At 36.5% G+C, this 25,828-nt stretch carries 22 protein-coding genes; 10 read left to right on the top strand and 12 right to left on the bottom strand.

Annotated elements, in window-relative coordinates; genetic code table 11:
* On the top strand, positions 1 to 738 hold the full coding sequence (locus DRF57_RS03090; protein WP_115916865.1) for a hypothetical protein: 738 nt from the start codon (positions 1 to 3) through the stop codon (positions 736 to 738).
* A gap of 54 nt (positions 739 to 792) precedes the next feature.
* Here the strand turns inward: DRF57_RS03090 and serS are convergent, their stop codons facing one another.
* The 11 genes from serS to DRF57_RS03145 form a co-directional block, all read right to left on the bottom strand.
* On the bottom strand, positions 793 to 2,061 hold the full coding sequence (gene serS, locus DRF57_RS03095; protein ID WP_047491738.1) for a serine--tRNA ligase: 1,269 nt from the start codon (positions 2,059 to 2,061) through the stop codon (positions 793 to 795).
* A gap of 65 nt (positions 2,062 to 2,126) precedes the next feature.
* Positions 2,127 to 2,648, bottom strand: a complete 522-nt coding sequence (locus DRF57_RS03100; RefSeq protein WP_047491741.1) for a hypothetical protein — start codon at positions 2,646 to 2,648, stop codon at positions 2,127 to 2,129.
* A gap of 39 nt (positions 2,649 to 2,687) precedes the next feature.
* Entirely contained in the window at positions 2,688 to 4,586 is a 1,899-nt protein-coding gene (asnB, locus tag DRF57_RS03105) for an asparagine synthase (glutamine-hydrolyzing) (RefSeq protein WP_047491743.1), read from the bottom strand.
* Between the two features lie 60 nt (positions 4,587 to 4,646).
* Positions 4,647 to 5,900 carry a lipopolysaccharide biosynthesis protein gene (locus tag DRF57_RS03110; RefSeq protein WP_115916867.1) on the bottom strand — a complete coding sequence of 418 codons (1,254 nt, stop codon included), beginning with the start codon at positions 5,898 to 5,900 and terminating at the stop codon, positions 4,647 to 4,649.
* Between the two features lie 2 nt (positions 5,901 to 5,902).
* Positions 5,903 to 7,039, bottom strand: coding sequence for a glycosyltransferase (locus tag DRF57_RS03115; protein ID WP_115916869.1), 1,137 nt, complete (start codon positions 7,037 to 7,039; stop codon positions 5,903 to 5,905).
* Between the two features lie 92 nt (positions 7,040 to 7,131).
* Complete coding sequence (locus tag DRF57_RS03120; RefSeq protein ID WP_115916871.1) at positions 7,132 to 7,620, bottom strand: hypothetical protein; 489 nt, start codon at positions 7,618 to 7,620, stop codon at positions 7,132 to 7,134.
* Positions 7,621 to 7,810: 190 nt separating this feature from the next.
* Entirely contained in the window at positions 7,811 to 8,590 is a 780-nt protein-coding gene (locus tag DRF57_RS03125; RefSeq protein ID WP_047491756.1) for a (Fe-S)-binding protein, read from the bottom strand.
* Entirely contained in the window at positions 8,580 to 9,203 is a 624-nt protein-coding gene (locus tag DRF57_RS03130; protein ID WP_115916873.1) for a hypothetical protein, read from the bottom strand. Before DRF57_RS03130 ends, DRF57_RS03125 begins: the two co-directional genes overlap by 11 nt.
* 3 nt (positions 9,204 to 9,206) lie before the next feature.
* The gene (locus tag DRF57_RS03135) at positions 9,207 to 10,535 is read right to left on the bottom strand and encodes a (Fe-S)-binding protein (RefSeq protein ID WP_047491763.1); all 1,329 of its coding nucleotides are present in this window, start codon (positions 10,533 to 10,535) and stop codon (positions 9,207 to 9,209) included.
* An 8-nt stretch (positions 10,536 to 10,543) separates the two neighbouring features.
* Positions 10,544 to 11,494 carry an MlaD family protein gene (locus DRF57_RS03140; RefSeq protein WP_047491766.1) on the bottom strand — a complete coding sequence of 317 codons (951 nt, stop codon included), beginning with the start codon at positions 11,492 to 11,494 and terminating at the stop codon, positions 10,544 to 10,546.
* Positions 11,495 to 11,623: 129 nt separating this feature from the next.
* Entirely contained in the window at positions 11,624 to 13,777 is a 2,154-nt protein-coding gene (locus DRF57_RS03145) for a peptidylprolyl isomerase (protein ID WP_115916875.1), read from the bottom strand.
* 260 nt (positions 13,778 to 14,037) lie between these two features.
* On the opposite strand from DRF57_RS03145, the gene lon reads away from it, so the two are divergent.
* From lon to DRF57_RS03160, 3 genes are all read left to right on the top strand, one after another.
* The gene (lon, locus tag DRF57_RS03150; protein WP_115916877.1) at positions 14,038 to 16,443 is read left to right on the top strand and encodes an endopeptidase La; all 2,406 of its coding nucleotides are present in this window, start codon (positions 14,038 to 14,040) and stop codon (positions 16,441 to 16,443) included.
* A 213-nt stretch (positions 16,444 to 16,656) separates the two neighbouring features.
* Positions 16,657 to 17,769: an AI-2E family transporter gene (locus tag DRF57_RS03155; RefSeq protein WP_047491773.1), complete on the top strand. Its 1,113-nt coding sequence runs from the start codon at positions 16,657 to 16,659 to the stop codon at positions 17,767 to 17,769.
* A gap of 140 nt (positions 17,770 to 17,909) precedes the next feature.
* Positions 17,910 to 18,287: a MauE/DoxX family redox-associated membrane protein gene (locus DRF57_RS03160; RefSeq protein ID WP_084087022.1), complete on the top strand. Its 378-nt coding sequence runs from the start codon at positions 17,910 to 17,912 to the stop codon at positions 18,285 to 18,287.
* 135 nt (positions 18,288 to 18,422) lie between these two features.
* Here DRF57_RS03160 and DRF57_RS03165 read toward each other — a convergent pair whose 3' ends face one another.
* Positions 18,423 to 19,781 carry an acyl-CoA dehydrogenase family protein gene (locus DRF57_RS03165; protein ID WP_115916879.1) on the bottom strand — a complete coding sequence of 453 codons (1,359 nt, stop codon included), beginning with the start codon at positions 19,779 to 19,781 and terminating at the stop codon, positions 18,423 to 18,425.
* A gap of 207 nt (positions 19,782 to 19,988) precedes the next feature.
* Between DRF57_RS03165 and DRF57_RS03170 the strand changes: the two genes are divergently transcribed.
* From DRF57_RS03170 to DRF57_RS03195, 6 genes are all read left to right on the top strand, one after another.
* On the top strand, positions 19,989 to 20,900 hold the full coding sequence (locus DRF57_RS03170) for a DUF4349 domain-containing protein (RefSeq protein ID WP_115916881.1): 912 nt from the start codon (positions 19,989 to 19,991) through the stop codon (positions 20,898 to 20,900).
* A 155-nt stretch (positions 20,901 to 21,055) separates the two neighbouring features.
* On the top strand, positions 21,056 to 21,931 hold the full coding sequence (locus tag DRF57_RS03175) for a TraB/GumN family protein (RefSeq protein ID WP_115916884.1): 876 nt from the start codon (positions 21,056 to 21,058) through the stop codon (positions 21,929 to 21,931).
* A gap of 24 nt (positions 21,932 to 21,955) precedes the next feature.
* Positions 21,956 to 22,426: an RNA polymerase sigma factor gene (locus DRF57_RS03180; RefSeq protein ID WP_115916886.1), complete on the top strand. Its 471-nt coding sequence runs from the start codon at positions 21,956 to 21,958 to the stop codon at positions 22,424 to 22,426.
* 82 nt (positions 22,427 to 22,508) lie between these two features.
* Positions 22,509 to 22,997: a hypothetical protein gene (locus DRF57_RS03185; protein ID WP_115916888.1), complete on the top strand. Its 489-nt coding sequence runs from the start codon at positions 22,509 to 22,511 to the stop codon at positions 22,995 to 22,997.
* 194 nt (positions 22,998 to 23,191) lie between these two features.
* On the top strand, positions 23,192 to 24,832 hold the full coding sequence (gene pgi / locus DRF57_RS03190) for a glucose-6-phosphate isomerase (RefSeq protein WP_115916890.1): 1,641 nt from the start codon (positions 23,192 to 23,194) through the stop codon (positions 24,830 to 24,832).
* 109 nt (positions 24,833 to 24,941) lie between these two features.
* Positions 24,942 to 25,826 carry a bifunctional 5,10-methylenetetrahydrofolate dehydrogenase/5,10-methenyltetrahydrofolate cyclohydrolase gene (locus DRF57_RS03195; protein WP_047491792.1) on the top strand — a complete coding sequence of 295 codons (885 nt, stop codon included), beginning with the start codon at positions 24,942 to 24,944 and terminating at the stop codon, positions 25,824 to 25,826.
* Positions 25,827 to 25,828: the final 2 nt, after the last annotated feature.

Raw genomic sequence — 25,828 nt, forward strand, 5'->3', positions numbered from 1 at the left:
ATGAAGAAAATGATTGTCTTATTTCTGATAAGCCTCTTTATGCTGGAATCCTGTAGTGTCAACTCTGAGATTATCTATCATCAGGATGCCTCCTCTACCTCTGCAACGGATATTGACACCAGAGAGTTTATGGCAGAAATGAAAGCAATGACTCCTGACTCCCTGAAACAGAATGAATTTGCAGAGATGGATAAGCTCCCCACTACCTGGACAAGCATCTATGAACTTGAGAAGCAGGAAGGGAAATTAAAAACAGCGAATCCGGACACCATCAGAATCATGAAAAAGATTTTCATGAAATCTAAAAAAGAAAACAATCAGCCTTCTGGCTTTGCCTTTAAAATGGAACATTTCACCCCTGAAGACTATCGGGCGCTGAAAAACTTTACCAAGGAGGAAAAGCTCCCTCTCGATCAGAATATTTTCAATAGCTGGGATGGAAAAACACTGACTATAGACACAGAAAATTTTAACCTTAAAAATATTGAAGAGGCCCTTCGTACCAAGACATCAAAAGAAGAATCCGAAAAAATGGAAGGCATGATGACGATGTTTTTTAAGAAAATAGGAACTTCTTTAAAATTTGAAAACAAAATAAAATCTATTACAGGAAAACATGAATGGCTGAAGCAGACCGATGATTATTCGGTAAGGATAGAATATGATCTGAAAACTTTATATGATACAGAAGCAAAGCTCAAAAATGCAGACCAAAAGATTGTTATCATAACAGAATAAATAGAGCCCACCAAATGAATTGGTGGGCTCTATTTTATTTAGTTTCTATATTGATTAGTTTATCACTTCAAATCTTGCGTATTCAGCAATTTTCTTAGGAAGTTTGATTCCTTCTGCAGTTTGATTGTTTTCAAGCAATGCAGCCATAATTCTTGGCAATGCCATTGCAGAGCCGTTTAAGGTGTGAACCAGCTGAGACTTACCATCTGCTTTGTAACGGCATTTCAGTCTGTTAGCCTGGAACGTTTCAAAGTTAGATACAGAACTTACTTCCAACCACATTTCCTGAGCGGCACTCCACACTTCAAAATCGTAGGTCATCGCAGAAGCAAAACCTGTATCACCACCGCAAAGTCTTAACACCCTGAAAGGAAGTTCAAGATCAGTAAGAATTTCTTTGATGTGTTCTACCATTTCTTCTAAAACAGCATAAGAATTTTCCGGTTTTTCAATTCTTACAATTTCTACTTTTTCGAATTGGTGAAGACGGTTCAGTCCTCTTACATGAGCTCCGTAGCTCCCCGCCTCTCTTCTGTAACACTGAGAAAAAGCCGTATTTTTAATAGGAAGATCTTTTTCATCAAGCAATACATCACGGTAAAGATTGGTTACCGGAACCTCTGCCGTTGGAATTAAATATAGTTTATCTTCATTGATATAGTACATTTGTCCTTCTTTATCAGGCAGCTGACCTGTTCCAAATCCGGATGCTTCATTTACTACGTGAGGGGGATTTACTTCTGTATATCCTTTATCAACATTTTTATCAAGGAAATACTGAACCAAAGCTCTCTGTAATCTGGCTCCTTTACCCAGATAAACAGGGAAACCGGCACCCGCAATTTTCACTCCCAATTCAAAATCAATCAGGTTATATTTTTTTGCCAGTTCCCAGTGAGGAATAGCTCCTTCGCCAAGGCCTTCCACTGTATGAGACTGGAAAATAATTTCGTTATCATCTGCAGAAGCTCCACTCTTTACCAATTCATTTGGTATATTGGGAAGTTGGTATAAAATCTCCAATAAAGCAGCTTCTTTTGCTTCTAACTGAATTTTCAATTCTGAACTCGACTCTTTGTACTGTGCTGTTTTAGATTTTGCCGATTCCGCCTCTTCTCTCTTTCCTTCCTTCATCAAAAGTCCGATTTCTTTGGAGATTTTGTTGATCTCGGAAAGCTGGGAATCTAATTCAAACTGGATTCTTTTTCTTTCTTCGTCAGCAGCGATAGCCTCGTCTACCAACTCAAGATTCTTGAATTGTCTTTTCTTAAGACCTTCTAAAACGCGCTCTTTATTGTCGCGTAAAAAATTGACTTGTAACATTTTATTGAGATGTTAAATATTAGAAAGTTAGCTTCAAATAAACTAACAATTGTACAAATTTAAAATTATTTTGTGATAGTAAAGGTATTTATCGAATTTGGTTGATCTGCTTCTTTGGAAAATTGCAGCACATCATTGTAATATACTTTAGATACCTGGAATAAAGTGGGTGTTTTACGATACTCGATTCTTAATCTGTCTGTGATAGTATCTGCGACATTATTCACAGTTCTTCTTAAGCCAAGCGTCATTACAGAATAGTAAGAATTGCCTGTTCCCGGATTATCCGGACTTACAGAATCCAGCCTTTTTCTTTTTGCCCCCGCAATATATTCCATATAAAATGTAGAATCAGCCCTCATTCTCAGCGGAATATTAACAGGAGAAATATCTCTGTCTCCTAAACTGTCGTTCACCGAATACCCGCTAAATGATCCTGGCTTTTTGCTATTCAACAAATCCTGCCCTGCACTATTAACCATATAAATATTCATGATCTGATCAATCCTTTGTAAAGATTCATCATCACTTTTACAACTTAAAAGTGCGAAAGCCATAACCAATATTCCAAAAACAAAATTTCTCATTCACAACAAAGATAAAATATTAATCTTTAGACTCCTTCTTTATTTCTCAAAATATTTCTGGTACCATAGTTCAAAAGTCACCAGCTGCCAGATTTTCACCCAGTCATATTCATTTTCCAAACGGTTCCACCATTCATCAATAACTTCTGTTTTGAAAAAATTTCTTTTTTTCAGGCTCTCAAGATTTTCAATAATAAAATTTCTGATTTTTTGTTCATTCTTAATAAAGTGGTTAAGAGGGAAAGAAAAACCTCTTTTTGACATATTCAAAACTTCGGAAGGAAGATATTTTTCTGCTGTTTTACGTAATAAAGGTTTATTTTGAATACCATTAAACCTGAAATGCTCCGGCAAAACCGCAACATAATCTATCAAGCGGTTACTGAGATAGGGATAACGAAATTCCACCCCATATTTCATGGCACTCAGATCGTCTCTGAAAACATGATGAGAAGAGAGAGAATATTTTATATCATACTCAAAATAACCTGAATAATTTTTTGATTCTGATAAATGATAACCTGCAAGGTCCGAATCAATATTTTTATAAATGTCTGATGTTATTATATTTTTCACCTCAAAAGGGGTCATACTGATCTGGCTCTGACGGAAAAAATCAAACATAAAATCCTGAGAAAAGTAGTTTTTAACCTTCCTGGAAAAAGGATCTTTCGTGAAAATAAAATGTCTGGTAAAATTAAAATTCCTCATCAAAAGCCATTTCTTAAGCTTCAATGTATGGGAATAACCTCCAAAAAGCTCATCTGCCCCATTTCCGCTCAACACTACTTTTATACCATTATCTTTCGCATATTTTGCAGCATTGATCAGCACTTCAAGGCTGCAGTAGGGTTCTTCAAAATGCTGTATATTTTCTTTCAACTGGTCTAAAACATCTTCATCGCTCACTTTTTCAACCTTATGCAGAACTCCAAAATGTTCGGCAGCCAGAGAAGCATTTTGTATCTCCTCTTCAGAAAAAGGATAGGAAATAGTGTACGTGTTGATCCTGGCATTAAAAGGTTTTGATTTAGCGGCAATTAGCGTAGAATCAATGCCACCACTCATCATGACCGCTACAGGAACATCCGCATACAGCTGTTCCGATATGCTTTCAGACAACAAATGATCTATTGTTTTTACAGCTTCTTCTTCAGAAATACCCTGCTCCGTCTTTAAAGGCAGCTTCCAAAATTTTTCAACGGTCAGTTTCTGATCTGTTAGACTAATGATCATCACAGAAGCAGGTTCTAAAGAAAAAATTCCTTTAAAACAGGTCTTGGGAGCTAATGTCGTCTGAAAAAGGAAGTTGGTATATACTCCATCCCAATTGATTTCAGGCGTTACCAGTTCATTCTTTAAAATGGCCTTTATTTCTGAAGCCCAAACTATACCCTGCTCACTTTGATGATAAAAAAGAGGTTTCATTCCTACTCTATCTCTAGCTACCATAAGTTTCTGTGTACTGAGATCCACAATGCAGAGAGCAAACATGCCATCCAGCTTTTCAAACATGCCCGTGCCCCATTCCTGATAAGACTTCAGCAGTACTTCAGTATCGGAAGATCCATCAAAGTGATACCCCAATATCTGAAGTTCTTCCCTGAGCTTTCTGAAGTTGTAAATCTCCCCATTGAAAGTAATTACAACCTGCTCATCTTCGGTAAGCATAGGCTGATGCCCTTTTTCAGAAAGATCAATAATAGAAAGTCTTCGAAATCCTAAAGCAATTTCTGACTTATCATCTTCCAGAATCGGAAACTGTTCTTTTATTTTCGGAGTGGAATCACTTCCGGAAAAAGAGGTTCCCTTTTTTTTGTCGGACAGCCAAAAGCCTTCATCATCCGGGCCCCGATGTTTAATGGCCTGATTCATCTCTAAAATATTTTTAGAGGAAATACTTTTATGAAATGAATAATAACCGCTGATTCCGCACATACTAAATCTTAATAGGGTTGTAAAAATAGGAAAATGACTTTATTTGCTGGCTACAAGGAGCTATTTCTTTATAAATTTTGCTTTTAAAAGATGGATATCTTCTTTTGAGATCATAAAATCACTCAGTTTAAATTCCGTAGAACGGTAAAACTTCCGGAATAACAGGAATGCAGAAGCTAAATAAGAAAATGTGGTCACAAAACATGCCCCCAAAATCCCCCATCTTGGGATGGCTATAAAAGAAAAAACAACTGTAATCACCAATCCCACAATTGCCTTTACATTCAGTATCTTAAGTTCCCTGATCCCTGAAAAATAATATCCGATCATATCACTTACCGCAATAGCAAAAATACCGGGAGATAAAAGAAGCATAATTTCTTTGGTATTCCTGAATTCTCTTCCGAAGATCATTTCGTAAACCTGAGCAGGAATAATAATGATTCCCAGAACAAAACCCAGCATAAGAATAAACGTCAGCTTAAGTGAAGATTTCGTCTTTTCTATAGATTCTTCCCTGCTTTTACTGTTAACAACATCGGAATATAAAACCACGGCAATACTTCTGGTAATCGTCCATATGGCTTCTGAAAAGGTAATCCCGATCGAAAAAATCCCTACACTTGCTATCCCCTCAAAATGTTCAAGGAAATAAAATGAAAGCCTGTAATTAAGAAACTGGACAAATGCACTCAATTGTGTTTTCCAGCCATATTCAAACATATTCCTTGAAACTTCTTTTGAAAAAGATATTTCCGAAATACTACATTTTCTGATAATTTGAAAAAAACTGGTGAAAAATAAAAGTCCCAGGCATCCAATCTGGGCAAGGAAATACACAGAAACATCTTTAATATTGAAAAGATAGATGAAAATTCCAATAAAGACAATATGCACCAGCTGTTGTAAGACTGTATAGATATTAAACTTTCTAATATTCTGGGTTCCAACAAATAAATTGATATTTGTGGATAGTAATGAAGAAAAAACGGAGATACCGATAAGGTAAGGGAGATAGCCACTCTGAATTGAGGCCAAACTAAAGGCAAGAGGAATTAATATACCTGTCACAAGAGACCATAGATAGGCATACAGCAAAACTTTTTCAATCTTAAACTTCGAAGCAAAATAAGAAGTACTGCTGCCTGAAAAGATACTGCTGAAAAAGCTTACTGCTGCAGCATTGGCAATGACAATAGAAATGGTTCCCTTTCCCTCACTTCCCCACATATTCGTGGAATAAATAACCAAACCGAAACTCAGGATCAGAATCAGAAAGCGCGAAATAAAGGTTTTAATAACAGTAAGCTTCATGATTATAATTTTTCGATAGCTCTTTTTACAAAATTAGCAAATGAATCACGAATAACTTCCCAATTGTATTTTTCCTTAAATTCTTTTCTGGCATTGAATGCATGGGCATCGTACAGCTCAGGATTCTTCACATACTTTATGATGATTTCTGCAATCTGCTCCGCATTCTGAGGGTCTACAAGGCTTCCAAACGAAAGACTTCGCATATGTTTCCGGATTCCCTTCAGATGGGAGTAAATAACGGGTTTTCCGGCTCCCATAAAATAAAACAACTTGATCGGTAGAGAGTGATCATTCTCAAAATTGATTTCCCTGAGATCAAAGCATATGTCAGCACCGGAAAATGCTTCCGTAAATTTCTCAAAAGAGGTTGGTTTTTTGATTTCAATCTCATCAAACGCATATTTTTTAAGCAGTGATGCAAAATACATCTCATCACTTTCCTGCCTTGTAGATCCTACAATAAGGATTTTAAGTCTAAGCCGGGGCTCCTTTTTTCTTACCCGATCAGCCGCTTTAAAGAAATTATCTATTCCCTTATCTTTTGAAATCATCCCTGTATAGCAAAGGGTAAGGGTACCAGGCTCAAGTTTTTTTATACTTTCCCGGATATACATTTCATCCGGATAATAAGGAAGAACCATCTGTTTTTTAAACCCAAACAAATAGCCCAAAGGAAATTTCTTTGTGGTTTCTCCAAAAATAAAATGGGTACTGAGGAAACCGGCATACAGCTGAATTAGAAAAAACTTTACCGCCTGAATGATCTTAACAGGAAACGGATAGACTTCAAGCATAGACATGGCAGGATACCATTCCGTGATATCATAAATACAGCTGATTTTATGGTCTTTTACAAACTTTCTGGAAGCAATTACTGCCAAAGGTTCTGAGCAGATAATACCATCCGGCTTAAAGGACTGACAAACATCCCGGAATATTTTTATTTTCGACTCTATGCTTTCTTCTAAAGCAGAATAAGACTCAATATCAATCCCATCAAGAAAGCCTCTATAATCTGCATATAAACTACATATTTTAACGGTATACCCTTCATCTCTGAGAGCTTTAGCCTGATGATAAAAAATCCTGTCATCATCGTAGCGGTGTGAGGTCGTTAAGAAAAGTACTTTTGGCATTAGCAATTACTGAGTCCCTGCAAAGATACATTAAAACAAAAAAGTGGAAATACATTCCACTTTCTGATTGATTACCGTGTTTCTTTAAACACTTATTTTATAGAAGCCGCCCAACTTTTTTCCAAAGGTAAAAGGAAGTGGCTTAAGAAGTCCAGATAGGTATTTTTAGAGAAATCAAAAACCTGGATATCCCCTGAAAGCTCTCCGCTTCTCAATTGGGATTTAAAATCCTGAAGTTTTAATGTCCTCACCTCTCCGTTGTCTACAAAACTGGCTTTCATTCTGTCGAAAAGTCCCAGTTGGTATTCTTCATCAATTTCTCTCATGATCTTGCCCAATGCATCAATACTGCATCCTGAAGCCATTTCTTTTTCTTCATCTACACAGATGATGATAAATTGATTTTTTTCAATTTTAAAAGAAGAAGAAAGTGCTTTTCCGTGAGCCGCCCATGTCGCAAGGAAGTCAAACAATTTTTCAGTAATTGCTTTTGCTTCTTTAGTTTCAAAAGGCCTTGAAGCCGGGTATATAATAACTCTGTAGTCGTTAGTTTCTACAATATTGGATTCTTCTATTTTCATATGTAAGTATTTATTTATTAATACCATATGCTATCTTCATCACCAGTTCTTCCTGTCAGAAAGTATCATGGAATGACGATTTCATATGTTATCAATTTAAAGTATCAAAATTAAGAAATATTCTTGAGTTGATCACAAATAAAAACTCAAGCTAAAGCCTGAGTTTTTATCTATATTGTATATAAAAGTCTTATAAATCCTCTGCTTCAGCAAGAAGTTCTACAATATCTTTTACGGCAACTTCTGTATTTTTATTAAAGTGTTTTACTCCATCAGTCATCATCGTATTACAGAAAGGGCATCCTGTAGCAATCACTTTAGGTTCAAAAGATAAGGCTTCTTCAGTTCTCTCGATATTGATATCTTTATTTCCTTTTTCAGGTTCCTTAAACATCTGTGCACCTCCGGCACCACAACAAAGACCATTCGTTTTGCAACGTTTCATTTCCACAAGTTCTGCATCCAGCTTTTCAAGCAATAATCTCGGTGCTTCATACTCGTCGTTGGCTCTTCCCAGGTAGCACGGATCATGAAAGGTAATTTTCTTTCCTTTAAATGCACCGCCTTCAATTTTTAATCTTCCCTCTTCCATTAATGTTTTAAGGAATTGGGTATGGTGAACCACATCAAAGTGTCCCCCAAGGCTTGGATATTCATTTTTAAGGGTATTGAAACAGTGCGGGCAAGCCGTTACTATTTTTTTTACCTCATATGCATTCAGTACTTCAATATTGGTAAGGGCCATCATCTGGAAAACAAATTCGTTTCCAGCTCTTTTTGCAGGATCTCCGGTACAGCTTTCTTCCTGTCCCAGCACCGCAAATTCAACTCCTATTTTATTTAATATTTTGCAAAATGCTTTTGTAATTTTTTTGGCGCGGTCATCGAAACTTCCAGCACATCCAACCCAAAATAAAACTTCCGGGGATCTTCCTTCGGCAGCAAATTCTGCCATTGTTTTAATTTGCATTTTCTTTTTGTTTAATTAATAAGTTAGCATAGTATTCCTTTGCCTTTTTCATAACCTCCACAGGGACTATAGAAACATATAAAGGATTGGCTTCGTCATAATTCAGATACTTCCAGGCATTTGATGTTGTTTTATCATTGAGGGCAAGGATCATACTTTGCTTACTCATTTCCAGGGTCGTATCATTGATAAATTGTGCCTTCATTCCTTGAGCTTCCATCATTCCCAGCACCATCTTCTTTTTATCTTCATCAAACTTTTCCTTTAAAAATGTCATTTTCATTTTCATCGGATAGCTGCTGAACGCATATTTTGTGTTATCTGTAGTGGTAAAAATATCAGAAACATTAAATCTGGTCTGATCCGTATCTACCATTTCTATTTCAAATTCATCATTCTTCTCAAACATTTTTTTGAAACCATCGATCATTGATTTTTTATCAATTTTTTCAAATATTGCCGGATGGGTCATATTCAGCATTCCATCATAATCTTTCTTTTGAAATAAAGATATGAAAGACCGTGAATCCTCAAGAATTTTCTTCTGATCCGCCGATTGAGCCAGTAGAAAACCTGAGCATAAGAACAGAAATATGAAGATTAGTTTTTTCATGATTTAATCATTTGCCCAGTTCAAACGGTCTGCCTGGTTATATTGCCAAGGAGCAGCATTATTTTCCACATTCGTCATCATCAGGTTTAGTTCCTGTGGTGCAGCAGACTGCTCCATTACCAGGAATCTTCTCATCTCAAAAATAATGGAAAGAGGATCTAATAATACAGGGCAGGCATCTGTACATGCATTACAGGTGGTACAAGCCCAAAGTTCTTCTTTTGTGATATAATCATTCAACAACTTTTTACCGTCGTCAACAAATTTTCCGTTTTTATCTATATTTTTTCCTACTTCTTCCAATCGGTCTCTTGTTTTCATCAGGATTAATCTTGGAGAAAGTTTTTTACCCGTAATATTAGCAGGGCAAACAGAAGTACAACGTCCACATTCTGTACAGGAATAGGCATTAAGCAATTGTACCTGATTGAGGTCAAATATATCTTCTGCACCAAATTTAGAAGGAGCAGCATCTGCCTCACCTTCAGCCGGAGCGGCATAAGGATCAGCGTTAGGGTCCATCATTAATTTGATTTCCTTAGTTACAGATTCAAGATTATTGAATTTTCCTTTTTTATCAAGATTGGCAAACCATGTGCTTGGGAACGCCAGAATAATGTGTAAATGTTTTGAATAGTAAAGATAGTTCATGAAGAAAAGAATTCCCACAAAATGGAACCACCATGCTGCTTTCTCTGTAAAGAAAAGAAAACCGTCACTAAAGCCACCTAAAACCGGTGCTAAAAAGGTAGAACTGATAGGGAAACTTCCATGCTCAGGAAGAAGGCCTCTCTGTTGCAAAACCCAATCTGCTCCGTTCATCTTAAAGAAAGCCATCATTAGGGCAAATTCTATAATAAGAATCCAGTTAGCATCTTGTTTTGGCCACCCGAAAAGCTCTTTCATAGTTAATCTTTTGACTCCATAAAAGTTTCTTCTGATAAAGAACACCACTACTCCGATCACTACAAGAAGTGCCAGAATCTCTAATGTCGCAGTAAAGAAATTATAAAATCCATGTCCGAAAACCGAAGCCAGGAAACGGTGGGTTCCGAATAATCCATCCACCACAATTTCTATAAGCTCGATATTAATAATAATAAAACCTACGTATACAAAAAGGTGCAATATCCCTGCAACAGGACGTTTTACCATCTTGCTCTGCCCCATAGCCACTCTTGCCATGGTAGTCCAGCGCTCAGATTTTCTGTCATTTCTGTTAATTTCATGCCCGAGCCTGATATTTCTGTAGATCTTCTGCAGGCTTTTAGCAAACAAGCCAAACCCAGCCACTAATAAAATCAGGAAAATAATGTTATCGATGTACTGCATAGGACGTATTAGTCTTTATTATTTTTACCGAAAACCGAGAAATTAATATATCTCTTAGGATTCGCTTTCATATCTTCAATCAATGAATTCAGATTCGAAGATGCTGAATTCAGATTATTATAAAGTTGTTCATCCTTCATTAGTTTGCCTAAACTTCCTTCTCCTTTATCTATACCGCCAATTACCTGATTCAGCTTACCTACAGTAGTATCCAAATTGGCAATGGTTGCATTTAATTGTTTGGTATCAATGCTTTGTGCTAAGTTTCCATATTTGTCTAAGGTTACTTTTCCACTCTGCATAGTAAGGCTTGCATCGTCCAATACTTTCTGAAGTTTAGGATCATTATGTCCTACCAGTGTATTGACACTTCCTGCTGTTGCCTGTAATGCTCCTACGGTTTTATTAAGATTGGTTAATAAAGCCTTGATTTCAGCTCTATTCTGAGCATCAAAGATCTGATTGGCATTGGTCATCAAAGAATCTACTCTATGTAATACCACCTGCAGCTGATCTTTAACCGGGCCTACCTGAGAAGAAAGACTTCCCATCATTCCCAATTTAAAAGCTCCTTTCAGGGTATCACCATCTTTTGCAGTAGCCCCTCCATACACAAGATTCACTCTCATTTCTTTACCGGACATTAATCCCGGTTCAAAAATTTCCAGCATTGAATTTTTTGAAAATTCGAACTTGTTATCAACCGTAATTTTGACAATAAAGCTGATTTTACCGTCTTTTGCTGTTTGAGGAATGATCTTATCTACCTGCCCTACTTTCAGACCGTTGATAGACACCGCTGAAGATTGCGCAAGGCCTTCCACATTGTCATATTTTGCGTAAAATATATTATCGGTAGTAAAAAGGCTTTTCCCTTTCATGAATTGAAACAACACCACAAAGCCTACGATAGCTAGAAGTGTGATCACACCAGCTTTTAATTCTTTACTGAACTTCACTTGCTAATTTTTTTCTAATAAGCAAATATAGTACATTTTAAATAAATCTTTTCGGTTATTGTTCTGCGTTAAATACAAAAAAAAGCGACAAAAAAATTTGTCGCTTTTATATTGTTGAAATTTAATTTCTTATTGTTGTTGATTTCCTACCTTATTCCAGATCTCAATTCTATAATCTTCGATTTCAGAATTATCCTGAAGACTCTTTAACCAAGCCTGTCCGAACATTCCTGCATTTCTCTGTGTAATAGATTCTGTGAACTGCTTAAGATCTCCAGGCTGTTTGTTTATTGTTTCTGATTTTTTGATCAGAACATATACTCCTGTTCCACCTTCAACCGGCTTAGAAAGCTGACCTTTCTTCACTCCAAATGCAGCACCTGCCACTTTAGGTTCCATAGCACCTGCTACTGAAGGGTTCAATAGATTCACCTGAGCTGATTGTTTTGAAGAAGCAAACAATGTAGCAATCTGATCTAAATTAGAAGCTTTAGCTCCTGCAATTTTATCAGAAATCTGTTTTGCAGCCAATTTATTTTTAACAATCACTTCAATCTGATCTCTTACAGATTCCGGATCAGCAAGACCAGCTTCCTGTTTTCCGTTCAGGTATACTACAATTTTGTCACCTGTTCCTTCTACAGTAAATAATTCTGTATCTCCTTTAGTTCTTTTCTTATCAAAAGCCCAAGTAAGGATCTCAGCGTCTTTATCAGTACCTAAGCCCTGAAGCTGACCTTCAAATCTTTTTGCTGCTTTTGGATTAGAGAACTGATAGTTATCTTTCTTAGCAATATTCACAAAATCGTTGAAAGATTTCCCTTGAATCTGCTGAATGAATTTTCTTGATTTCTTATCTGTTTCTGCTTCTGTAGTATCTGAAGCTTTAATTGCTTTCACTAAGTTAGCAACCTGATACCCCATTGATCCGGATTTTTTATCTTCAATATTGATGATATGATAACCGAACTGTGTTTCTACTACCCCTGTAGCTCCTTTAGGATTATTTGCAAGGTAAGTAAGGAATTCAGGAACGAAAGGAGTTTCTGGAGTTGTCCATCCTAAACTTCCTCCTTGTGCTGCAGAATTTGGATCGTTAGAAAGCTTAAGGAATTCTGTAAATTTAGCAGGAGTTGCTTTTACAATAGCTCCAATAGAGTCTGCCAATTTCTTAGCCTGCTCTTTAGATCTTGTTACTCCTTCTCCGGCAGGACTTCCTTTGAAAGCAATAAGGATATGTCTTGACAATGTAGAATCTGAAGTCTTTTTACCAACAAGTTTAGACACTACATAAAAATCCTGTTCTTTATACGGGCCAAAAGTTTGTCCTATTGCTGCCGTAGCAATCTGACTCTGTATTGTAGCCGGTAACTGAGCCGGTTTCATATACTGAGGATTGAAAGGCATATCAGAGTTTGCCATTACAAACATAGAATCGTTCTTTGTATTCTGGAAGTTTTCCGTACCTCCGCTGGCATCACTACCTGCTGAGTATAATTTTGTAATTTCTTTCAATGCTGCGGCATCATCTGCTGCACTAGGCTTAGATGGGAAATATACAATTCCAATATTTCTGCTAGGTTCAGCTTTGAACATTACAGGATGCTGCTTGATGTAATTAGCAAGATCTTCCGTCGTAACATTAATTTTAGTTTTCTGAAGATAAGCTGCATAGTCCACTTTCACAAAGTCGATATCTGCAAGCTGATCTCTCTGTTTCATCAATTCTTCAGCTTCTTTTTTACCTGTAGTAATACCTGCTGAAATATTGCTGAATACCTGTCTCGCCATCAGTCTGTATTCAATCGTCTTCTTTGTTTTCAACCATTGAGCATATCCCTGAGGGTTAGCACTTTGTAATGTTTCGATTTCTTTTTTAAGCTCTTGAGTCTTAAAGTTACCCTTCTCATCAAAAAACTGTTTATTCTGAGCAAACATCTGATCATACTGAATCTGGTTCCAGAAATAATCATCAGTCATTTCAAAGCCCAATTTCTCGAACTGCTGTTTGATAAGTTTAGATTGCACCAATAATTGCCAAGCCTGTTCTTCAAGACCGGTCTTTGGACCGCCTTGTTGTTCAGCTTGTTGCTGCAATACGAAAAGCTGATCGTTAAACTCTTCGCGGGTAATTTTTTCACCATTTACTTTTCCTAAAATGTCAGGATTTTTACCAAAAACCTTGTCAATACTGTCTGGGTTAACCAAAAACGCTAAAAGCGCTAAGGCTATTACTCCCATTAAAAGCCAAGGCTTACTCCTAATTTGTCCTAAAATTGCCATTTTATAAATTATAGTTTTTTATCAGTTTGCGAAAATACACATTTTTAAGAAATTACAGAAATAGAAGTGCTTTATTTTAATTTTTAATCATCAAGTTTATTCAAAAAAGGAAATTTTGACCATATTTTTTCGTAAAAAACAAATGGCATAAGTATTGTGCAACATAGAGTATTATAATATATCACCCGTTTTCAGGGCTTATTATAAAAAATCACTTTAACGATTAAAAACGAAAATGACAATTTGTCATTTGATTGAGTATGACAGAATTTGAAGATATTAGTTTAGAAGAAATGATCAGCGACGGATTTGATATCGTAACTGAGGAAATCAATCTTTCCGACTTTTCGGAAACTGATAAAAATTCCGAACAAAAAATATTCCCTATACTTCCTGTAAGAAATATGGTAATGTTCCCTAATGTGGTAATTCCTATTACTGCAGGGAGAAAAACCTCAATACAACTTCTTGAAGAAGCTCAGAAGAACGGAGATTTTATTGGAATCGTAAGCCAGAAGAATTCAGATCTGGAACAACCTACTGAAAAAGACATCTATCTTACCGGAACACTGGCCAAGATCATTAAGATTATAAAATTACCTGAAGGCAATATTACAGCTATTACTAAAGGTTTTCACAGATTTAAGATCAAAAAAATTGTTGATCTTAAGCCTTATTTTAAAGCTGAAATTTCAAAATTAAAAGATTCCAAGCCTAAAAATCAGGAGGAATATGAGGCATTGCTTGAAAACATTAAAGAGCTTGCTTTAAAAATCATTGAACTGGATCCTAACATTCCCAATGCAGCTAATTTTGCCATCAAAAACATCAATAATAATGATGATCTTTTGAATTTTATCTGCACCAACTCCAGTTTCCCTTCTGTGGAAAAGCAAAAGCTGCTGGAGGAAAAAAGCATGATGGAAAGAGCTAAGAAATGCTATGAAATGATGCACGAGGATTTCAGAAAGCTGGAATTAAGAAGCCAGATCCATCAGAAAACCTCCAAGGATCTTGACAAACAACAAAGAGAATATTTCCTGAACCAACAGATCAGAACGATCCAGGAAGAGTTGGGCGGCGGTCCTGAAAGTGATGTAGAAGATCTCATTGCTAAAGCCAAAACCAAAAAATGGAGCCAGGAAGTAGAAGACCATTTCCAGAAAGAGATTGGCAGACTACAGCGTCAGAATCCAAATTCTCCGGACTATAATGTTCAGAGAAATTATCTGGATTTCTTTACGGATCTTCCATGGGAAACTTACACCAAAGATATTTTTGATATTGCAAAAGCAGAGAAAGTATTGGATAAAGCTCATTTTGGATTGGAAGATATCAAGAAAAGAATCCTGGAGCATATGGCTGTTTTAAAATTAAAAAACAACATGAAATCTCCTATTCTCTTATTGGTAGGACCTCCGGGAGTAGGTAAGACCTCTTTAGGAAAATCTATTGCTGATGCTTTAGGAAGAAAATACGTAAGATTATCTTTAGGTGGCCTTCATGATGAAAGTGAAATCCGCGGACACAGAAAAACCTATATCGGAGCAATGGCAGGAAGAATTGTACAGTCTATTAAAAAGGCCGGTACTTCTAACCCTGTAATCGTTCTGGATGAGATTGATAAAATCGGACAGGGTCTTCATGGCGATCCCAGCTCAGCATTGCTGGAAGTTCTTGATCCCGAACAAAATAAATCTTTCTATGATAATTTTCTTGAAATGGGCTATGACCTATCCAAAGTCATGTTCATAGCAACAGCCAATTCATTGTCAACCATACAGAGTCCTCTTTTAGACAGAACAGAGATCATACAGATTGCAGGATATACACTGGAGGAGAAAATTGAAATTGCAAAGAGACACCTGATCAAGAAACAACAGGAGGAAAATGGATTGGACACCAAGTCATTTAAACTTGGAAACCCTGAGCTTAAGCACATTATAGAGGCACACACTTCAGAAAGCGGAGTAAGAAGTTTAGAGAAAAGAATTGCGTCCATCGCCAGATGGGTGGCATTACAGACAGCCCTGGTAAAAGATTATGACTCTAAAATTTCTGTTGAAAAAGTAGATGAAATCCTAGGCGTTCCAAGACCTAAAAGTCTATCTGAAATCACAGGAGTACCCGGTGTTGTTACAGGTTTAGCCTGGACGAGTGTAGGTGGAGATATTCTTTACATTGAAAGTATCCTGAGCAACGGAAAAGGAACGTTAACCATGACCGGAAATCTGGGAACCGTGATGAAAGAATCAGCAACCATTGCGCTGGAATATATTAAAGCAAGACATGACGAACTGGGAATACCACAGGAGGAACTGGATAAGAAAAACATCCACGTTCACGTTCCTGAAGGGGCAACTCCTAAGGATGGGCCATCAGCAGGTATTGCCATGCTGACTTCTATGGTTTCTTCTTTCAAAAATAAAAAGGTAAAACCTCACCTTGCGATGACAGGAGAAATTACACTAAGAGGAAAAGTTCTTCCTGTAGGGGGAATTAAAGAAAAACTTCTTGCTGCAACCAGAGCTGGAGTTAAAGATGTCATATTGTGTGATGCCAACAGAAAAGATGTAGAAGAGATCAAAAAGGACTATTTAAAAAACCTGAAAGTTCACTATGTCAGCAGAATGGAGGAGGTCATAGACATCGCTATTGAAAAATAATTCATTATAACATATCAACTTCTCAATAAAGAAACACGTTTCGGATATCCGGAACGTGTTTCTGTTTGATGTTAACCCGTATAAAATATGTTCAGTCTTCATTTTGATGGAATAAAATTTGCTGTGCTAAAAATAAAACTCAAGTTGATCCCTAAATAATTTCTCAATTCAGTGGGTTTTCTTATTTTTAATCCATACTGCATATTTTAAATTATGAATTTTCTTAGACTCCCTTTCCTTACCAAGCTTACATTGGTTGTAATTTCTATTATTGGCATTGGTTATCTGCTGGCATTAGGACAGAGTATTCTAGCTCCATTTTTCTTTGCATTCCTGATGGCTATGCTATTTTTGCCGGTAGCCACTTTCATGGAAAGAAAGCTCAGATTTCCAAGGTCTGTATCTACAATGACTTCCGTTTTTATGATGTTGGTCATTTTAAGTGGGGTGATATATTTTTTCAGCACCCAATTGTCTGACTTCAGTAAGGATCTTCCTCATCTCAGAGAACAGTTTACCACTTTATTTAATAATCTTCAGCATTGGGTTTCTAAAACATTCAATGTCAAAGTAGATGAACAGGTAGATTACATCAACCAAGGACTGAATAAACTTTTATCTTCTTCAGGGGCTATTTTAGGATTTACATTTGGAATATTTTCAACAGGATTCGGGTTTATTCTATTTTTCACATTGTTCTTCATCTTCATTTTAAATTACCGAAGACTTTTAAATAATTTTATTGTTACTGTTTTTAACGAAAGACATAAGAACAGTGTGCAGGAAGCGGTAACAGAGATTCGCGTGATGACCAAAAAATATATTTTCGGTCTTTTTCTTCAGGTTATTATTGTATCCACGCTTACCTCTATCGTTCTCACTATTTTAGGCGTGAAATATGCCATCCTTTTAGCGGTCCTAACAGGCCTGCTCAATGTTATTCCATATCTTGGAATTTTCATCTCTCTTGTCATATCCTGTTTTATTGCATTTGCTACCTCTACACCATCTACCTGTATTTATGTTATTATTGGCTATATTGGAGTACATGCTGTGGATGGAAATATTGTTCTGCCATTTGTAGTAGGTTCAAAAGTGAAAATCAACGCATTATTTTCTTTTATCGGAATTCTTTTAGGAGAACATCTTTGGGGAATAGCAGGAATGTTTCTGTGTATTCCAGCCATTGCAATCATTAAAATCATCTGTGAAAAAGTAGATGATTTAAAACCTTGGGGAAGACTGCTTGGGGAAGAACAAAAACCTAATAAAAAGAAGAAAAGCTATAAGATTTCCAAGAATATTACCCTCGAGGAAATGGATTAGGCATAGGTATCAAGCCACAAACAAAGAGCAGTACTTAAAACACACCAATATCAAAAAAGAAACACGAAAATTGTAATTTTTATTAAAAATGAATAAACAAATCTCATATTTGTTTTACATTTGATATAAAATTACCAATTATGAAAATCGTAAAATTCATTTTCTGTCTGTTGTTCGCACTTACTTTTATCAATGCGGGCTTAACCAAGTTTTTCCAGTATGCTCCCATGCCTAAAATGACGGATGAGCAGGTGAAAATATACGCTGCTTTCACTGAAATTGGCTGGCTAATGCCTTTGGTAGGCGTTGTAGAAATTGTTGGAGGGATATTATTTATTTTCCCAAAAACCAGAGCGTTGGGCGCAATTATCATATTACCTGTCATGGTAGGAATATTCCTTCAAAATGTATACAGAGATCCATCCCAAATGGGGATAGGCATGTCTATTGTTTTGCTTCTAATTAATCTTTGGGTAATTCTTGATAATAAAGAAAAGTACAGGAATTTAATCAGTTAAAATTAGATCGCAAGTGGCAGATAGCAAGCAGGAGATTACTATGTAGCGATACTCCAAAATTTATGTTGTTTAAAACAACAAATCATTAAAATTTTGCAGGCTGCAACCTGCTCCCTACTATCTGCCATTTATATTCTAAACAAATGCACTGAATCCCGTGATCGAACGTCCTACGATCAGAGAGTTTATTTCTTTTGTTCCTTCATAAGAATAAATAGCTTCTGCGTCGGCAACAAATCTTGCCACATCGTATTCCAGCAAGATTCCGTTTCCACCCATTACTTCTCTGGCCCTGGACACAATATCTCTTGTTCTAAGGGTACAGAAAACTTTAGCTAAAGAAGCATGTTCGTCTTTTAAAATCCCTTCATCCTGCATTTCAGACAATCTGAAAACCATTGTCTGCATCGCAGTAAGATTGGATAACATTTCCACTAAGTGCCCCTGAATCATCTGAAATGAAGCAATTGGTCTTCCAAACTGCTCCCTCTTTCGGGTATAATCCAAAGCACTTTCATAAGCACCCCTTGCACAGCCTGTAGCCATCCAGGCCACTCCTGCCCTGGTCATCCGAAGTACTTTTCCGGTATCTTTAAATGAGTTGGCATTCTGAAGTCTGTTTTCTTCAGTCACCACACAGTCTTTTAAAGTAATAAGGCCATTCTGAACAATTCTTAAGGCCATTTTCCCTTTGATTTTTTCTACGGAGAATCCGGGATTATCTTTTTCTACAATAAAGCCTTTTACTTCTCCGCTATCCAAATCTCTTGCCCAGATAATGATAATATCTGCAAAAGTTGCATTTCCAATCCATTTTTTCTGTCCGTTAAGAATCCAGCCCTCAGCTGTTTTTCTGCATGTCACGGTAAGACCTCCTGCAGCTCCAGATCCCACTTCGGGCTCTGTAAGTCCGAAAGCTCCTATCTTTTCAAATTTCTGCATTTGGGGAAGCCATTTCTGTTTTTGCTCTTCTGAACCGCAAATGTAAATAGAACCCATAGCCAGCCCGGACTGCACTCCAAAAAAGGTGGCAATTGATGCATCTACTCTAGCCATTTCCATAGCAATAACACCCTCCATCAAAAAAGGCATTCCCGGACAGCCGTATCCTTCATAGGTAACACCACAGATATTGAGTTTCTGAAATTTAGGAATCAGTTCAAAAGGAAATTCGTCTCTCAACCAATAATGGTTCACCAAAGGCTTCACTTCTTTTTCCATAAAAGCTCTTACTTTAAGCTGTATTTCTCGCTGCTCAGGAGTTAAGGTGTGGTAGATATCATAAAAATCACCGTCAATAGGTGGAAGCTCTTTCTTTTTCTTATCCGAATCCAGCATTTTCATAAGCCCTGTAAGCTGTTTATCATCCAGTTTTGAAAAATTTTGCATCAGTTTTGGTAAGTCCACTTTTTTAGAGATTGTACTCAATTGATCAAAATCTATAGACGTGAATAGCCCTATCGCGTTTCTTATTTTAGAAAAGGTATTTGACATAATGATTATTTGTGGGTTTGGTTTGTAAAAGATAAGCAAAAATTACTCCGAAAAAAAACAACACTCATTGGGTCAGTTTTACAAAACACTTAAATTCAACATATTACAACGGAATATTTTCTTTACAAGTCTTTTACTTCAGTTTTTCAAGCATTACAAAAGATCCTGCCCCAACTTTGACCTAAGCAAAACATTAAACCCCACACTATGAAAACTACTTACATTACACTATCGCTATCTGCAGTTCTTTTGTTAGGAATCTCTTCATGTAAAAAAGGAGAAGTAGCTTCTACAGAGCCTGAAGCCTATGCCAGTGCAGATTCAACAGCAACTATTGTATCAGACAGCATCTCATCAGTGGCTACGATGAAAGTAAAAGACAAGCAGTTCATCAAAACTGCGGATATTAATATGGAGGTAAAAGATGTTTATAATACAACCCTCTCTATCGAAAAATCAGTTCAGGATCTTGGTGGATTTGTAGTTAAGAGTAATCTTCAAAGTAATATCGTTTCGGAAAACACTTATAATACCTCTAATGAAGAAGCTATGCTGATTAAAAAATATCAGACAGAAAATACGATGCAGGTACGTGTTCCCACGGAAAAACTAGGCGAGCTTCTGACCTTGGTTAATAACAATAAACTATTCCTTAATTCCAGATCTGTTAACGCGGAAGATATCACTGCCAGCATTAAATATGCAGAAATGGAAGGTAAGAGAAACCAAAAAACATCTGAAAACATCGGCCAACTGAAAACAGATAAGGATAAAGTAAAGCTTGATGATGAAAACATGGCAGAGGGAAATATCCAAAAGCTGACCAGTATGGATACAACTGATAATCTGAAGTACAGTACCGTTGATATCTACATCAAAGAACCCAAATTACGCATTGCAGAAATCGCCATTACCAATACCAGCAGCATTGACAATAAATATAAATTCAATTTTATATACCAGGTGAAAGAAGGTTTTGTATATGGATTTTATCTGATTCAGAATATTATAGTAGCGCTTATCAATATTTGGCCTCTCTTACTCATTGCAGGTATAGGTATTTATTTTTTCAGAAAAAGAAAAACAGCAAAGCATGAGCAGTCAAAAATATCGGAATAAAAAAAACACCTAACCAATTGGTTATCATCATAATTTTAGATTTTACAACCTCCTTTTTTAAGGAGGTTTTTATTTTTTTCAAAAAAAACTGTAACGATTGCAGCACCACATTTACCTACTGTTTAAAGAATAAGAAATCAAAAAAAATTAATAATATGAAAAATTTAGTAAAACTTGGATTCGCAGCATTATTATCAATGAATACGATGACCGCAAAAGCACAGAAATCAACTCCCAGCAATGACAACAGCCTGCTATGGGAAGTATCCGGGAATGGTCTCTCCAAGCCTTCTTATATTACCGGAACTTTTCATATCTTATGCAGTAAAGATTTTGAAATAAAATCCAAGGTATTGAAAGCTCTTGAGAAATCTGACAATTTTGTCATGGAGATCAATTATACAGATCCTGCTGAAATAAAATCACTACAAAAAATGTATCAGACAGATAAAAAAATATCAGAACAGCTTTCTCCGAATGAAGCCAAAGAACTGAATACAATTCTGGCTGATTATGGGACGGATCTAAAAAGTATAGACTCCTCAAGTCCACAAGCACTTTATGCTCTACTTTCCACTAAAGCAATACCATGCCCCCAGACTGAAATAAAGCTCTATGAAATGGAACTTCTCCAGAAAGCAATAAAAGATAAAAAAACGATCAAAGGTCTTGAAAAGGTAGAGGATCAGTTGAAGAGCATTAATGAAGCTTATAATCTGAGAAGTACAATCACCCAACTAAAAATGGGTAAGGAATATGAAATCCTTTTTAAACAGATGATAAAAGCTTTTAAAAATGAAAATATACACTTACTTTATAGTCTTTTTAAGGATGAAAGATTTATGAATACCCAACAGGAAAATGCAATGCTCACCAACAGAAATCAAAACTGGGTAAAAGCAATGCCTGAAATAATGAAAAACCAAAGTTCTTTATTTGCCGTGGGTGGATCTCATCTTATGGGTGAAAATGGCATCATCCCTCTTCTGCAGTCAAAAGGTTATACTGTAAAGCCTGTATCAAGTTTATAATCATAACCAAACCATGAAACTATTGTGAGTAATCCAACTGAAACAGCTTTTTTAAAGCTTGTCAACCAGCACAAGGGTATTTTGTACAAAGCCTCACGGATCTACGCAGATTCCACTGAGGACCGGGAAGACCTGCAGCAGGAAATTCTTATCCAGCTATGGAAATCTTACCAAAACTTTAAAGGAAACAGTGAATTCTCAACATGGATGTACCGGGTCGCCATCAATACTTCCATTACTTATTTAAAAAAAGAAAAACAGAGAACCAATACCCATACAGACCCTTCTCATCATTTTGAAGTAGCGCAGGAAGACTACAACCCGGCAAAAGATAGGCAGCTGGAAATTTTTTACAGCGCCGTACAGGAACTCAATTCGTTGGAAAAAGCCGTCATATTTTATTTCATGGAGGGGATGTCTCATAAGGAAATCGGAAGCAATCTGGGACTCAGCGAAGGCAATGCCCGCGTAAAACTTAACAGAACAATGGAATAATGAAGACCATAACGTCCAAATTCCAGATACTATAGAAAAGCTAAAAGAAAGCAAACATCCTATTTCAAAAATCCAGAAAAACATGAAAAAGGAATTCCCAATGCAGGTGGTTGCCATCATCCTTATTGGTTTTTTCCCTCTTCAACTGGGATTCCCATCTTCGCAATACATCATCTACTATATATCTTATACGATGATGGTTGTTATATCCTCTTATTACCTTTATGGATTTTATAAGTTTTATAAACAAACTGAACTGTATACAGGCAATACTAAAAACAGCCTTTGGAAGATATACCATGAGCTGAGATTGAATATGGAAAGATACCAGTCTTTCGGGTTTTTGTTACTCCCTCATTTTCTTATCACCATTGGCCTGGAGATCTATAATCTTTTGGAAAAAAAGGGGAAAACCTTGTCTGAACTTACCAATTCCTATCAGCAAGCTTTGATAATAGCCGTATTATTGGGAACACTTTCTATTGTAGTAAGTATTGTTCTATGGACAAAATATATCTATGGACGCAATGCCAATCAGCTGGAAAATATCCTGAATGAAATGGATGAATAATATAAACCCAACCTTTTAATCAGTAAAAAAAACAAAGCCTCGGATCCTATCTGAGGCTTTGTTCTTTAAAAAAATGTTATTTATCATCTTCAAATTTATTTGAGGTTTTATTTTTCCTTAAATTTGCAGATCAGAAATAAAGTCTTATGAATTTTTAAAAATGTTTATTCTCTGAACTCTAATTCCCGAAAAATATGCTATCAAAAATAAATCCTATACAAACTAACAGCTGGAAAGCTCTTGACGAACATTTTGCAGGAAACGATTTTGACCTGAGAAGCCTTTTCCAGTATAATCCGAATCGTTTTTCAGAATTTTCTTTACAAAAGGACAATTATCTTTTTGATTATTCTAAAAACTTAATTGATTCGAGAACAAAAGAACTTCTGTTACAACTGGCCGAAGAATGCCAGTTGAAAGAAGCCATTTCAAAAATGTTCTCTGGTGATAAAATCAACGAGACAGAAGGAAGAGCAGTATTGCATACCGCGTTAAGAGATTTTTCTGACCGCGAAATTCTTGTAGACGGTGAAAATATCAAACCACAGATCAAAAGAGTTCTTGATCACATGAAAGCCTTCTCCGAAAAAATCATATCGGGAGAACACAAAGGTTTCAGTGGAAAAGAGATCACAGATGTCGTGAATATAGGTATTGGAGGTTCAGATTTAGGACCGGTCATGGTATGTTCTGCTTTAAAGCATTTTAAAACCAGACTGGATGTTCATTTTGTATCCAATGTAGATGGCAATCATATCGCAGAGGTAGTTAAGAAATTAAACCCTGAAACCACTTTATTCATCATTGCTTCCAAGACCTTTACGACCCAGGAAACAATGACGAATGCGAACTCAGCAAAAGACTGGTTCCTGAAAGCTGGAAAACAGGAAGATGTAGCAAAACACTTTGTAGCCTTATCTACCAACATTGAGGAAGTTAAAAAATTCGGAATTGCAGAAGAAAATATTTTTGAATTCTGGGATTGGGTAGGCGGAAGATATTCACTTTGGAGTGCTATCGGATTAAGCATTGTTCTTGCTGTAGGATATGAAAATTTCGAACAGCTGTTAAGAGGTGCTTTTGATACCGACCAACACTTCCAAACTGCAGACTTCTCCGAAAACGTTCCGGTTTTAATGGGACTTTTAGGAATCTGGTACCGTAATTTTTATGCGGCGACCAGCTACGCTATTCTGCCATACTCTCAGTATTTAGACAGGTTTGCAGCTTATCTTCAACAGGGAGACATGGAAAGCAATGGAAAATGCGTAGACAGAAACGGAGAATTTGTAGAATATGAAACCGGACCAATTATCTGGGGAGAACCGGGAACAAACGGACAGCATGCATTTTACCAACTGATCCACCAGGGTACCGAATTGATTCCGGCAGACTTTATAGCTTATGCAAAAAGCGCTAACGAGGTATCTGATCACCAGGAAAAATTGCTGGCTAACTTCTTCGCACAAACAGAAGCCCTTGCTTTTGGTAAAACTGAAGAAGAAGTAGAACAAGAGCTTATCAATGCCGGGAAATCCGATGAGGAAATAGACCGACTGTTGAACTTTAAGGTTTTCCATGGAAACACACCCACTAACTCAATGATATTCAAAGAGCTAACCCCATTTTCGCTAGGACAGCTTATTGCCATGTATGAGCATAAAATTTTTGTTCAGGGGGTGATCTGGAATATTTTCAGCTTCGATCAGTTTGGAGTGGAATTAGGTAAAGTGTTAGCTAATAAAATCCTTCCGGAACTGGAGAACAATGAGCCCATAGATTCACATGACAGCTCTACCAACGGATTGATTAATTATTATAAAGAAAATAAATAGTCTATAAAAAAGAAGATTCCAGAGAAATCATGTAGAGAAAGAAGAGGCTGGTGAATTTCAGGATATCATTGTATTCAATAAAATCTAAATAAAAGTAAAAAAAGTAAAAATGGCAGAAATTCTTGACGGACTTAAAGTATCCAAAGAAATAAAAGCAGAGATCAAGGTTGAAGTAGATAAGATCCTTGAAAGCAAAAGAAGAGCACCCCACTTAGTGGCAATTCTTGTTGGAAACAACGGGGCAAGCAAGGCTTATGTGAATGCTAAAGTAAAAGACTGTGAAGAAGTAGGATTTCAATCCAGCTTGGTTAAATTTCCAAGTACGGTTTCTGAATCTGAATTGCTGGAAAAAATTGACGAACTGAACAAATCTAAAGCAGTAGACGGATTTATCGTTCAGCTACCTTTACCAGATCAGGTGGATCAGGAAAAAATTATCAATGCAATCGACCCAAGAAAAGATGTGGATGGATTCCACCCTGAAAACTTTGGAAAGATGGCTTTGGAAATGGATACTTTCTTACCGGCTACCCCTTTTGGTATCTTAACTTTACTGGAGAGATACAACATTGAAACTAAAGGAAAAGACTGTGTAATTATCGGAAGAAGTAAAATTGTAGGAAGACCAATGAGTATTCTTATGGGAAGAAAAGATTTCCCTGGAAATTCTACGGTTACCCTTACCCACTCTTACACTAAAGATATTGAAGAATATACTAAAAAAGCAGACATTGTAATTACCGCTTTAGGAGATCCTCATTTCTTAAAAGGAGAAATGATCAAAGATGGTGCTGTGATTGTTGACGTAGGAATTACAAGAGTAGATGATGATTCTCCAAAAGGATATTATCTGGCAGGTGATGTAGATTTTGACAGCTGTGCAGCTAAAGCAAGCTGGATCACTCCGGTACCTGGAGGAGTAGGCCCTATGACAAGAGCAATGTTAATGAAAAACACCATCATTGCTTATAAAACTTCGGTCTATAACGACTAATT

Origin of the sequence: Chryseobacterium rhizosphaerae (assembly GCF_003385455.1) — a bacterium.
Lineage (GTDB): Bacteria > Bacteroidota > Bacteroidia > Flavobacteriales > Weeksellaceae > Chryseobacterium > Chryseobacterium rhizosphaerae.

Bases quoted from the DNA above. Each gene is read 5' to 3' on its own strand.
- DRF57_RS03195 (WP_047491792.1), top strand. From the start codon at position 24,942: ATGGCAGAAATTCTTGACGGACTTAAAGTATCCAAAGAAATAAAAGCA.
- DRF57_RS03185 (WP_115916888.1), top strand. From the start codon at position 22,509: ATGAAAAAGGAATTCCCAATGCAGGTGGTTGCCATCATCCTTATTGGT.
- DRF57_RS03165 (WP_115916879.1), bottom strand. From the start codon at position 19,781: ATGTCAAATACCTTTTCTAAAATAAGAAACGCGATAGGGCTATTCACG.
- DRF57_RS03130 (WP_115916873.1), bottom strand. From the start codon at position 9,203: ATGAAAAAACTAATCTTCATATTTCTGTTCTTATGCTCAGGTTTTCTA.
- DRF57_RS03170 (WP_115916881.1), top strand. From the start codon at position 19,989: ATGAAAACTACTTACATTACACTATCGCTATCTGCAGTTCTTTTGTTA.
- DRF57_RS03115 (WP_115916869.1), bottom strand. From the start codon at position 7,039: ATGCCAAAAGTACTTTTCTTAACGACCTCACACCGCTACGATGATGAC.
- DRF57_RS03110 (WP_115916867.1), bottom strand. From the start codon at position 5,900: ATGAAGCTTACTGTTATTAAAACCTTTATTTCGCGCTTTCTGATTCTG.
- asnB (WP_047491743.1), bottom strand. From the start codon at position 4,586: ATGTGCGGAATCAGCGGTTATTATTCATTTCATAAAAGTATTTCCTCT.
- DRF57_RS03090 (WP_115916865.1), top strand. From the start codon at position 1: ATGAAGAAAATGATTGTCTTATTTCTGATAAGCCTCTTTATGCTGGAA.
- DRF57_RS03145 (WP_115916875.1), bottom strand. From the start codon at position 13,777: ATGGCAATTTTAGGACAAATTAGGAGTAAGCCTTGGCTTTTAATGGGA.
- DRF57_RS03175 (WP_115916884.1), top strand. From the start codon at position 21,056: ATGAAAAATTTAGTAAAACTTGGATTCGCAGCATTATTATCAATGAAT.
- DRF57_RS03125 (WP_047491756.1), bottom strand. From the start codon at position 8,590: ATGCAAATTAAAACAATGGCAGAATTTGCTGCCGAAGGAAGATCCCCG.
- serS (WP_047491738.1), bottom strand. From the start codon at position 2,061: ATGTTACAAGTCAATTTTTTACGCGACAATAAAGAGCGCGTTTTAGAA.
- DRF57_RS03120 (WP_115916871.1), bottom strand. From the start codon at position 7,620: ATGAAAATAGAAGAATCCAATATTGTAGAAACTAACGACTACAGAGTT.
- pgi (WP_115916890.1), top strand. From the start codon at position 23,192: ATGCTATCAAAAATAAATCCTATACAAACTAACAGCTGGAAAGCTCTT.
- lon (WP_115916877.1), top strand. From the start codon at position 14,038: ATGACAGAATTTGAAGATATTAGTTTAGAAGAAATGATCAGCGACGGA.
- DRF57_RS03160 (WP_084087022.1), top strand. From the start codon at position 17,910: ATGAAAATCGTAAAATTCATTTTCTGTCTGTTGTTCGCACTTACTTTT.
- DRF57_RS03155 (WP_047491773.1), top strand. From the start codon at position 16,657: ATGAATTTTCTTAGACTCCCTTTCCTTACCAAGCTTACATTGGTTGTA.
- DRF57_RS03100 (WP_047491741.1), bottom strand. From the start codon at position 2,648: ATGAGAAATTTTGTTTTTGGAATATTGGTTATGGCTTTCGCACTTTTA.
- DRF57_RS03135 (WP_047491763.1), bottom strand. From the start codon at position 10,535: ATGCAGTACATCGATAACATTATTTTCCTGATTTTATTAGTGGCTGGG.